This is a genomic window from Phocaeicola sp. RTP21198st1_B8_RTP21198_201120 (genome assembly GCF_040929485.1).
GTDB classification, from domain to species: domain Bacteria; phylum Bacteroidota; class Bacteroidia; order Bacteroidales; family Bacteroidaceae; genus Phocaeicola; species Phocaeicola dorei.
In genome coordinates this window covers 1-10530 of sequence record NZ_JBCOCI010000109.1, presented here as the reverse complement: position 1 = coordinate 10530, position 10530 = coordinate 1, and the positions used below count along the sequence as shown (strand labels likewise).

Below are 10530 nucleotides of genomic sequence, written 5' to 3'. Positions count from 1 at the left end.
ATCTGCAAATTCAGTAATGAGAGGACGTGTAAACGCAATAAGGACGTTCAAGGGCTTAGTTGCGGATTTGAGGATATATTTGCTTAATGTTAAACCTTTATATTGAAGAATATGACAAATGAACCTATAATAAATGCACGTTTTAAAAAATTTTGCGAGAACTATGAGCTTCAAGGAATTCCTGAAGATGAAGCATTTGAGCAATTTGTGAACATTGCGATATTGACTCAACATCAACCCGATGCGTTTAATGCTGACTCTGAATTAGTCGATTTTATAGGGGTTGGGGGACCTGGTGATACTGGAATAGACGGTATAGCAATAAAAGTGAATGGGATTTTAGTTAAGAGTATTGATGAAATACGAGATATTATCTCTAAATTCTCAAGAATCAGTATTGAGTTTATTTTCATACAATCCAAAAATAAATCCCATTTCAGCATATCAGAAATGAATTCTTTTATTTCAGGTGTTCGTAATTTTTTATCAGCAACACCAGATTACCCTTTTAATGATAAAATTAAGGAAGTATATCAAATAAAGGAATTTTTGGTTAGTGAAGATATTACTTTCTACTGGAAAGAATCTCCTATAGTTCGATTGTACTACGTTGTTATGGGAAAATGGAATAATGATCCATTACACGAAGGGACGAAAAAGCAAGCAGAAAAAGATATATTATCAAATAATTTTTGTTCAAAAGTAGATTTCCAAATCATTGACAGCGAAAAATTTAAATGCATTTTAGATGAAAATGAAAACAAATTCTCTACTGTAATAGAAGGTTATTGATACAATGGACTTAACACCAGTTGAGAATGTCGAAAATTCATGTGTAGCATTGTGTAAGGCAAGTGAATTATATAAGTTACTTGTTGCAGATGGGGGCGTTATACGTAAGTCTCTTTTTAATGATAATGTTCGAGACTATCAAGGTGATAACACTGTAAACTCAGAGATATATGATACAATTAATAGTGATCCTCAAAAGTTCGTTTTGTTAAATAATGGAATTGCTATTGTTTGTGATGAATTTGTCCCCAATAATAGAAAATTGAGAATAGAAAATCCTCAAATTGTAAATGGATGTCAAACTTGTCATGTAATTTATAATGCTAAAAAAGAAGGCTTAGACTTGAGTGATACAACAATAGTAATGAAAATTATTGCTACAAAAAATGTTGAAATATCAAATGAAATAGTTAAAGGAACAAATAGGCAAAGTATTGTGTTAGAAGAAGCTTTTGAAGGCACAAAGAAATTTCATAAAGATTTAGAGATCTTTTTTAACGCCTATGTTTCTGATTTTCAAGATAAAATATATTATGAAAGGAGAGCAAAACAGTATAGCCATAATCCACTGATTAAACCAATTCAGAAAATAAACCTAAGAATATTGACACAATACTTTGTGGGATCATTAATGTATAATCCACATCTTGCCCATAAACACGAATCAATACTGCTTAAAGAGTTTGGAAAAGATATTTTCTTGGAAGAACATTCTAAACTGCCATATTTTGCAATAGCTTATGCTTTTTATACTCTTGAAGGTTTCTTTAGAAAAGGAAAATTCAGCAGAGATTTGAAGCCATTCAAAGCACATATCTTGATGATCTATTGTTGGATGGTTGCTGGAAAAAGACCACATTTATCTCAAGAAAAGAGTATAGATAAATTCTCGGAAAAAATATTGAAAAGTCTATATAATACTGAGGTTTCAAAAGGGATATTCAATGATGCTATAGATTTGTTTAATACCTGTAAAATAGAATGGACTCAGAATATGATGAAAAGTAAATATGCAATGAAAGATGTTCAAGAGTTTACAGAATTAATACTTAAAACATTGAATAATGGCAAAAAGCTTAATATTTCAAAAACAGAAGGTGATGTTATTAAGAATATTGGAGTAGTGAAAAAAGTTATGAAAAATAGAGCTGGTATTTATTGCGGTTATATAAAATTAAGAACCGAAGAATTCTTTTTTCATTTTTCTAATAATCCAGAATTGGATTACTCAAATCTTGAAGGAAAGAAAGTTTCATTTGAAATATCTAAGCCAGATATAAAAAGAAGGATACAAGCGTTGAATATAAAAGTTATAGATTGATATTTAGACTTCATGATAATTAATTTGAAATAACACTTAAGCCATTCTATTTAGCTATATTGCAATATTCTAAGTTAAGTAGATCCCTGTGAAAAGAAGAAAAGGATGTTCATTCGGACATCCTTTTCTTGAACAGAGAACTTCTTTTTCAAAGTGGTTTCTTTGCTTCTTGTCTTTTCCGCCACGGCTCACCGAAAGAAAGTAGCGGGCGGATTTCTCCGCCCTTGCCCTCTGTTGGGTTAGGCTGCAATTCCTTCGGGTTGCGGTTGTTCTTCGGGTTGGGTGATTTCATGCCCTTTTGCTTTCGTCTTTTCCTGTACCAAAAGAACGGCTTTGCGTTCCTCGATGCGCTGGTGTCGTTTCTCGTACACTTCGTTATATCCGCTTTCGATGGCTGAAAGTTCTTCGGGCATGTGCTTACGGGCGAAGTCGAGCAAAAGGGATGCTTCGGTATTGTTGCCGCATGCGCTTCGGAAATTGGCTATCAGATAATCCCTGCGGATAATGGTCTTTATCCTGACGGTGAGATTTTCCACGATATTCATTTTGTCCTCGTTCGTGAGGTAGTGTTTCCCTTCTTCGGTGATACCCACGGCTGCAAAATGTTCGCTCCGCAAATTGGAGAGCATGAAGAAATAAAGCATCTTTTCCTCGTCCGCTCCGAACTTGCCGCCCGTTATGTCGGCTTCCATTATCTGCCGTTTGGTATCTTCAACCGTTCTTTCTACGGCTATCTCCTTGTTACGCTCGTCCTGCTTCTCCAACTTCTGAACGGGTGAAAGGGTGGCTTCGGTGGGCGTTCCGTCCGCTTCGGTTGCGTTCTCCACATAACAGAAAGTAATCTCCTGTTTCCCTATCTTGGCGTAAATGGTGATTTCTCCCGCTTCGCTCCGCCCTGTGATTTCTTCCTCTTTCTCCATGTAGTCCGCCCATTGCTGCTCGTAACGGGTGCAGGCTTCCTCGTAACGTTCGGGATTGTTGAAATTTTCCTCTTTGGGTTCGTTGGGACTTGTGGGAAAAGCGGTGTATTTTTCAAGGTTTTCAACCTCGTAACCTAAAGCGATTAACCGCTCTATCACTGTTTCGTTGGTGCTGTAACGGTCACGGCAAAGAGATACATTGGGCTGTTGCCGTATGATTTGGACGGCTCTCTCCATGAGGAAAGACGCGTTCATTTCAGCCAGACAAGTGCGGTTGGCGCAATGTCCGCAGCCGCCATCGGCAAACAAAAGCAGGTTGTTCGTGTTGTGGGCGCACGTTGCGCATTCGGTCTTGTCAAACGAGTAATACCGTAAATCAGTGGTATAGTTACTCTCTATCCGTTTGGCTACATCGGCAGCTTTCAGCCCCCGCCAACTGTTGTAATTATTCCCATCCTGCAAATGTTTCTCGTACACCTCACGCTGTATATCTTCCCCGTAACGGCAGATTTCGGCTGCTACGCTGATAGTGATTTCGTCCGTTTCCAATAATTCAGCTATTTCGAGGATTAGGGCGGTGAATTTCAAACGGGTACGGATATAGTTCTCGTTCTTGCCGAAACGTACCGCCAATGTTGCTACGGTGTGCCTTCCCGTTTCAATCATGCGTTGGTAGGCGTTGGCTTCCTCGATGGGTGTCACGTCCTCTCGCTGCAAGTTCTCGGCTATGGCTGCATCTTCGGCTGCATCGTCCGTCAGTTCCGAAACAATGACGGGTATCTGTTCCATTTCCGCAATGACGGATGCACGGTATCTGCGTTCACCGAAAACAATCTCGTAACGGTCTGTATTGGCTATCGGGCGCACGGTGATAGGTTGCAAAACTCCCTGCTGTCTGATGCTTTCCGCCAGTTCATACAGGGCGGGTTCGCTGAAATACTTACGAGGGTTGAAACTGCTCGGCTGAATGTTTGCCAATGATACCAATGTGATGTTTCTCTCTGTTGCTGATTGATTTACTGTTGCTTTCATAATTCTGTTATTTTTTAGTTGATTAAAATTCTGTTTGATAAAATGGTTTCTTTGCTATCTTTCTTTCACCGCTCCGGCTCACCGAAAGAAAGTAGCGGGCGGACTGCTCCGCCCTTATGAGCCTTATTTGCGGTTATAACATACGTTTTGAAATTGTATCTTTCTTTCTATCGCATGGCGTAACGTGTAGGCAGTTCCGCCCGTTGGGGTGCTGTCATAAAAGACTACGAGATAAGCGGAGTTATCCAACAGGTAGTTATTACGTCGCAAGAAACAACGGTCTGAATATTCATCCTGTAGTAGTATCACCTCGTCCGCTTGGGATAAAATGGCGTTATAACGCTGCTTGTCGGCTTGGGTGTATCGGTCTGCCTGTCCTTTGAACGGAAGTACACATTTTAGCTGAATGTAAGGAAACGTCTTTTTTGCGTTTAGAACTTCCTCGGCTGCGATAAGGTCGAAGCCGTTCGCCATGCCCGATAAAAACGTATGATAGTCACGTTTGCAAAGTTCGGTTATCGCTGTATAGGTGTCGAAGCCTATATCTATCAATCGTTTTTGTGTGTTGGGGCTGTTCCTTGTCATTCTCTCGGCTCGGTGTCCCGAAAAAGAAACGGTCTTTTCCCTTAGCCAAAAATCACGCTCGGCACGGCATTGTACCAACGTCCTGCGTAGGGTTGTAAACTCCTGCCCGTTGGTGTGGCGGTATTTGTAATCGAAATAGATTTCGCCCCGAAATGCACCCAAACAGCATTGTACATAAGTTTCTTCGCCAAAAAGTCTGGTTTCGGCTGCTCCGCTCTTGATGAATGTCTTTGTTTCCATATTGGTATATTTTAAAAGATTAAAAGAATGATTATCAGCACAAAAACGATACCCACAAACAAACGCCAAACAAGGGCGAGAATGAACCGTGCCACGAAATAAAACAGGAGTACGGCAAAAAATAAGGCGAAGAACTGCCCTGCGGTGGTGGTGAAAAAGTAAATCACCACTGCCCAAAGGATTAGGCGGTATATCAGTTTGTAAATGAGTATCGTTTTCATTTTATCGGGTGTTGCGGGCGGATTGCTCCGCCCTTGTTGTCTAATAGTTTCCTTTCGGGAAAAATTGGTTGTCAGCCATTAACCGGAATTTGTTATAGTCAGTCGTACCGCAATAACTAAGGGCTAACTCGTAAGAGAGGTGTCCGTTCTCTATGTAGAAAGTGAAGCATAAGCCATTGCGGGTTATAGTTCCTTTTGAATGGTCTTTGGCTTCCCATCTTATGGATTCGTTCTCAATAGATTTAAGGAAATCGGCTACTTTCTGCGCATTTTCCGCTTCTTCTTCCGCTACTTGGTTGTATATCAGAGTATAGTAATTTATCCAGTCGTTCACTTTCTTTGCGGTGAACGTACCGATATTACACGGCTTTTCATATTGGTTGGTTATCCTCTCAATGTCGTAGCGATTGACGTTCGTAAAATGTTCCATATCGGGGACAATCTTGTATTTGTTTTCTTTGAGTATCTTGTTCAAATGAAAGCGAATGCCGTTTTGCGTAAACTCGATTTGAATACCGTAAAATTGGGGATATTGACCGCCTATCACACGATAGCCGTATTCCGCACCGGGTATAAACTTTCGTATTTCCTGCATGACGGGAAACAGGATTTCCTTTGCCTGTTCCGCTCTGTCCGTGAATAATCCTTTTGCATTGAACTCGTTAAATTCCTTTTCTGATAATGTTTTCATCTTCTTATGTTTTTTGCGGGTGGATTGCTCCACCCCTTTGTTAATACTCTTGTTTCTGTTTTCCGTTAGGCTGCAACGGGTTCGTTTATCGGCTCTGTCACCCTTTCCGTTATCATCTTTGCAGCCTTGTTCACATCGCCCAATATATCAATCAGAAAGGCGGGTTCTTGCTTTAGCTTGGTGAGCCAGTGTTTCAGATAGGCTGCGTTGTTGTCCTGCGGTGTGGTGGCGATACCGAAGAAAGCACCGCAAAGGGCTGATGTCAGTTCGGCTACAAGTTCCTCACGGGCGTATAATTCATCCCCGAAAAAGCTGCCGAACGTGCGGTTCAGGCGTTGGGGGTTGCCTGTGCTGTGTGCCATCTCGTGTAAAAGTGTTCCGTAAAACTCCGCTCCCTGCGGGAACTGCTCTTTTTCGGGACAAACGATATAGTCGGTTGCGGGCACATAAAAAGCACTGTCGGAATACTTTACTTTGATGGGGCAATACCAGTTCTGCATATATATTAACTCGTCCAACATTCCGCACTCGATACCGTCCGAATGGTTTTCGGGCTGTTCGCCCTGTTGCATCTTGGCGAAACGTTCGGGGTACTTTTCCGCAAAATTGGTTTGGTCGAGGTTGAACACATTGTAATATTTCATTTGGGGTATTACCTTGTATTCGTCCTTTTCCGCTTTGGATAGCTTGCAATATTCCTCGTAAGGGACGGACTTGTTACTTTCCTTGTGTACCACGAACTTGAACCAATAGTAAACGGGGAACGAACGTGCGCCCTTGTTTATGCTCACTTCTTCGGCTTTGGCTTGATTGAATGTAAGGAACACGGGCAAAGTGAATTTCATAAACTCGGTGTAAAACAGCAGCATTAAGATGTTACCGCCATTGTAAACCGTTCCTCTTAGGTTGCGGGGGAAACCGTGTTTAAGGCTCGTTATCCACGGTTTTTGCCAGTCGCTTTTCAGACTTTCGATTTTCTTGATAAGTAAATCGGTGAACACGGGAGAAATTTTCTCGATGGTGTTGTTTGTTGTCGTTGCCATAACTCAAAAATTAAATTGTTACTACTTGTTTTTGTTATCATCGCTTGCCGCCCCAACCAAATTTTTTCCCTTTGGCTGATTGGGAAGAACATTGACAATAATCAAGAGCGGAAAGGGAGAATTGCAATTATCTGAAAAAATGGTAAATACTACCCGCAGGGTGGAGATTTGGCATTTTTTGCGGATTTGCTTTCTCCCCCGCCTACCTTCGTCAATGTTTTCCCAATCAGCCCTAAGGGGGAAAATTCAACCTTTCAGTAAATTGAATGATAGATTACTTATCGGTACAAGTCGGGAAAGTGCTGTTATGAAAGCTGGAAAGTTTCGTTTCTGGAAAAGAACAAGAAAAACGGGGTGATAATTGCGAGGTGGCGAGGTGCTTTCTGTCCGGTTGATGGTAAACGAACAGAGCAATCAGCTATCCGGCTTTTGCGGATGGCCGTGCGATGGCAGTTGCGGTAACGAGTGGAAAGCTCCGCAGACAAAAGATTTGATTAAGTATGGCGGAGCTTAATGAAAAAAAAGTACGGTTACAAACCGGGTAAGACAATAAGGGGCTGCTGGGACAAACATCAGGGGAACTTATTTGAACGGGATGGCGCACGGAAAGTTTCGCTGGCAGGCGAAGCTTCGGGTGACAGTACGAGCGAATGTGTTCCGTTTGTCCCTTCCGTCTTTGCGTTCCTTTTCGGGCATGAAGCCTGCCGGAGTGCTGGAAAGGGAACGGGAAGCAGGAACAGACCTATACCGCTGCCGGATGGGTGGGAGTAAGTCGAAAGAGTGTCAACCTTTAGCTGAGTATAAAAATCTGTACGTTTAAATATTTAAAGATCAGAAATATTTTTTAGCTAAATAGTTACGCCCATCATGAACATTTAAATTTTATTTTCTTTCTATACTGGTTACACTCCCAAATACTCCTGTACATAATCAAACATATCAGGGTCGAGAGCCATGTCTCCGCGATAGTGTATGTTGAAGTTTATTCTTGTCTTTATGAGCGAGTTGTTCACGGAGAAGAGGTAATCGTTTAGGGCGACTAGTTCCGGAATGAGCCACTCATGTTTCTTCATCATCCATCTGCAGAGAACAGTACACGAGTCCTGATTGCATTTCTCTTTTGGCTTACTACCTTTTTTTATTTCTATGCTGATGCAGTCTCCTTTTATATTACACTGACAACTTTCGCACTCGTTTTTCTTGATTACAGAAGTGAGCTGTTTGACATTCAGGTACAAGTCAAGGTTTATATCCTCTAAAATAGGTTTCTCATCCAACTTCTTTTTATCGTTTTCATCGGCGTTGTAAACGGTCTTCAACTCGATTTTGTCTGTGACGAGATGCGAAATCCAATGGAACTTCGATGTTAACGACAAGTGTTTGAGATTCTGTCGTAAAAGATGATAATTCACTCTGTCATTTGCCACATCAAACAAGTCTGCCAAACGGATGAGTATCATCAAATATTTCAAGCTGACTGTATCTTCTTTAGCTCTCGACTTCAAACCATATACGTCATACACGTCATAGCCATGACTTTCTGATACTTTAGCAACAAATGATAGTAAAGTGGGTTCAAGGTAGCTGAGTAATGTATTAGACCTTTCGCGAATAAACTTCGCACTATCAGTAGCATGATGGTCTCTTACTTCATTTTCAAAGTAGCCATATACCTCATTAAATATAGATGTCAAGAACTTACCAGCATTCTTCAACCGAGAATTCTTGCGGTCTTCAGGCTTTATTGTATTGAAAGCATTTAATTCATCTTGCATCTTCACCATGAGTTCAGATATGATAGCTATATTCTTACCTTCCGCAGAGCTCATTCTGCCTAGGTCAGGATGAATTACCATACTAATGTCATGTAGATAACAAGCTAAGAACAAAATATAATAGTCAACATCTTTCAATACAAAATAGTCGATTCTGTTTGTCAGTTCCAGCGACTTATTAATGAGAGTTACTGCGTGTTCCTCATTGTGAAGTGTATATGAGTTGAGAAACTTAGAACCGTTATACCACAAGCCTTTCGTTAGTCGATGAGTGAGAATCAATGAATCCACCCATTCTGGCTTGCGCACATGACTAATAAATCGGTTCAACACGTCGAGTAGTCCCATATCAATGCCCATACAGTTTGATATGTCCTTGTCTTTTATATGTTCAACAAACTCTTCAAACTGCACCAAGTCAAAATCTTTGTTCCTTAGGTATGCTAATATTCGTAGTTCGGTATAGTGGAACTTACGGGAATTGGTTTTCATGAATGTCAAAGCGTCAGACGGAATAACGCTCATGATTTCTGAAAAATAAACGTTTAGGATTCTTCTTTGGTATTCCGAAGATGTTTTCATTACAAACTCCGTAAAATCTTTCCCATTATATCCGCTATCTTTCATTCCATATATTCCCATTGCGGATTTTTCGGTCATAAATGCGCGGAATTTTTCCATCTGCTTTTCGGAATTAAGGCTTTTAAATCCACTGAAATTTTCTTTAGCCCAGCGAATAAGTGATGAGTAAATGTCCTGAGAGAGAGATTTCATCACAACAGCACTATTTGCATCTTTTGCAAAGAAAAGATATTTATATCTTTTTTCGTCACCCTTGTTTCCAAGCTTCAATGCAGTCTTCTCAAATGCTTCGATACACTTACTTAACCTTTGAGATTCCTCCTTCGAATTTTTCTGTATAAGTAATCTATATTCAGACTGGAATATATCTTCATCGTTCTGCTCAAACCAATCAGCAAGGTTATTCACCTTTTCTAAAAAGCGTTCTTTAAAGCTATTAAGTAAAGCCTCATTTGGCCCACCTTCTTCTCTTATCTTTAATAAACGATTGCGATAAAGGAAGAATTTTTTAAATCTACGCAGAAGTTTTAATCTCGAAGACACTTGGTTTTTCTGTTTAGCACCAGTATTTTCATTCGCCTTCTTTTTCTGCTCTTCTATTTCGCGAGAAATCACCTTGTCAAGAGCTTCCAACTTGCCGAGAGATACTTGATCATCTATTTCATCCAAATTCCATGAGAGCTTGGAGGATATTGATGTTTCTCGGGTTAGGTTCAAAATTGGACCGAATTGATTGTAAGTAGTGTCTATCGGAGTGAACACGCTTTTCCCTTCCTCATGAAATTTAATCTGATAATTCAATTTTGCGTGGAAATTCAAATATGTCTTCGGAACGAAATAATCTATATCACTCTTTTCCTGTTCTGCTTTGTTGCACCAGTTAAAAAGGTCAGCATTAAGTGCGTCTATTCTCTCTTTGAATGATCTTTCATCTAACTCTGCTTGAACATAAATAACCGAATCGTCAACATAAAAGTAGGCATCACCATTGAAACATTTAGTTTTCATAAGACAATTTTTGACTTCTATCATACAGAGATTGCCGAAGAAGTAAGATTGAGGTAAACCTTGCGGGATACCGCAATTCATATATAAACCGCCACGTGTTGTTTCAAAATCTTTTGGATAGTAACAGTCTTTCCACGGTTCAATATTGTCTTCATCTAACTTAAAGAATAGTAACTTTGTTACAGCCATCTTTAATGCTGGTAAGTCATTCTTATACGTTGAAGAAAGCTTTTCAATAATATAGTTATCCTTAATTCCGCAACACTATTATAAATTAAACTTTTTAAGTACCTGAGCAACAAAAAGTTGCTCAGGATTTT

10 protein-coding genes are annotated in these 10530 nt (G+C 40.0%); 4 read left to right on the top strand and 6 right to left on the bottom strand.

The window, feature by feature from the left end:
- Positions 1 to 111: 111 nt before the first annotated feature.
- Both AB5935_RS22100 and AB5935_RS22095 read left to right on the top strand, forming a co-directional pair.
- Entirely contained in the window at positions 112 to 792 is a 681-nt protein-coding gene (locus AB5935_RS22100) for a hypothetical protein (protein WP_368327571.1), read from the top strand.
- 4 nt (positions 793 to 796) lie between these two features.
- A complete protein-coding gene (locus AB5935_RS22095; protein ID WP_368327570.1) occupies positions 797 to 2113 on the top strand; it encodes an AIPR family protein in 1317 nt (438 codons plus the stop codon).
- A gap of 239 nt (positions 2114 to 2352) precedes the next feature.
- Here the strand turns inward: AB5935_RS22095 and AB5935_RS22090 are convergent, their stop codons facing one another.
- The 5 genes from AB5935_RS22090 to AB5935_RS22070 form a co-directional block, all read right to left on the bottom strand.
- Complete coding sequence (locus tag AB5935_RS22090) at positions 2353 to 4065, bottom strand: ParB/RepB/Spo0J family partition protein (RefSeq protein ID WP_057098564.1); 1713 nt, start codon at positions 4063 to 4065, stop codon at positions 2353 to 2355.
- A gap of 123 nt (positions 4066 to 4188) precedes the next feature.
- A complete protein-coding gene (locus AB5935_RS22085; protein WP_084830353.1) occupies positions 4189 to 4890 on the bottom strand; it encodes an SLOG family protein in 702 nt (233 codons plus the stop codon).
- A gap of 11 nt (positions 4891 to 4901) precedes the next feature.
- A complete protein-coding gene (locus AB5935_RS22080; protein WP_084830354.1) occupies positions 4902 to 5111 on the bottom strand; it encodes a hypothetical protein in 210 nt (69 codons plus the stop codon).
- A 40-nt stretch (positions 5112 to 5151) separates the two neighbouring features.
- Positions 5152 to 5802, bottom strand: a complete 651-nt coding sequence (locus AB5935_RS22075; RefSeq protein WP_057099540.1) for a hypothetical protein — start codon at positions 5800 to 5802, stop codon at positions 5152 to 5154.
- Positions 5803 to 5867: 65 nt separating this feature from the next.
- Positions 5868 to 6845, bottom strand: a complete 978-nt coding sequence (locus AB5935_RS22070) for an ArdC family protein (protein WP_057098565.1) — start codon at positions 6843 to 6845, stop codon at positions 5868 to 5870.
- A 361-nt stretch (positions 6846 to 7206) separates the two neighbouring features.
- Here AB5935_RS22070 and AB5935_RS22065 point away from each other — a divergent pair, with 361 nt between their 5' ends.
- Both AB5935_RS22065 and AB5935_RS22060 read left to right on the top strand, forming a co-directional pair.
- Complete coding sequence (locus AB5935_RS22065) at positions 7207 to 7359, top strand: hypothetical protein (RefSeq protein WP_195437676.1); 153 nt, start codon at positions 7207 to 7209, stop codon at positions 7357 to 7359.
- On the top strand, positions 7359 to 7616 hold the full coding sequence (locus AB5935_RS22060; protein ID WP_057098566.1) for a hypothetical protein: 258 nt from the start codon (positions 7359 to 7361) through the stop codon (positions 7614 to 7616). Before AB5935_RS22065 ends, AB5935_RS22060 begins: the two co-directional genes overlap by 1 nt.
- A gap of 131 nt (positions 7617 to 7747) precedes the next feature.
- On the opposite strand, the gene AB5935_RS22055 is transcribed toward AB5935_RS22060, so the two are convergent.
- Complete coding sequence (locus AB5935_RS22055; protein WP_368327569.1) at positions 7748 to 10399, bottom strand: HD domain-containing protein; 2652 nt, start codon at positions 10397 to 10399, stop codon at positions 7748 to 7750.
- Positions 10400 to 10530: the final 131 nt, after the last annotated feature.

Coding starts and splice junctions, on each gene's coding strand:
- AB5935_RS22100 (WP_368327571.1), top strand. CDS start 112: ATGACAAATGAACCTATAATAAATGCACGTTTTAAAAAATTTTGCGAG.
- AB5935_RS22095 (WP_368327570.1), top strand. CDS start 797: ATGGACTTAACACCAGTTGAGAATGTCGAAAATTCATGTGTAGCATTG.
- AB5935_RS22090 (WP_057098564.1), bottom strand. CDS start 4,065: ATGAAAGCAACAGTAAATCAATCAGCAACAGAGAGAAACATCACATTG.
- AB5935_RS22085 (WP_084830353.1), bottom strand. CDS start 4,890: ATGGAAACAAAGACATTCATCAAGAGCGGAGCAGCCGAAACCAGACTT.
- AB5935_RS22080 (WP_084830354.1), bottom strand. CDS start 5,111: ATGAAAACGATACTCATTTACAAACTGATATACCGCCTAATCCTTTGG.
- AB5935_RS22075 (WP_057099540.1), bottom strand. CDS start 5,802: ATGAAAACATTATCAGAAAAGGAATTTAACGAGTTCAATGCAAAAGGA.
- AB5935_RS22070 (WP_057098565.1), bottom strand. CDS start 6,845: ATGGCAACGACAACAAACAACACCATCGAGAAAATTTCTCCCGTGTTC.
- AB5935_RS22060 (WP_057098566.1), top strand. CDS start 7,359: ATGAAAAAAAAGTACGGTTACAAACCGGGTAAGACAATAAGGGGCTGC.
- AB5935_RS22055 (WP_368327569.1), bottom strand. CDS start 10,399: ATGGCTGTAACAAAGTTACTATTCTTTAAGTTAGATGAAGACAATATT.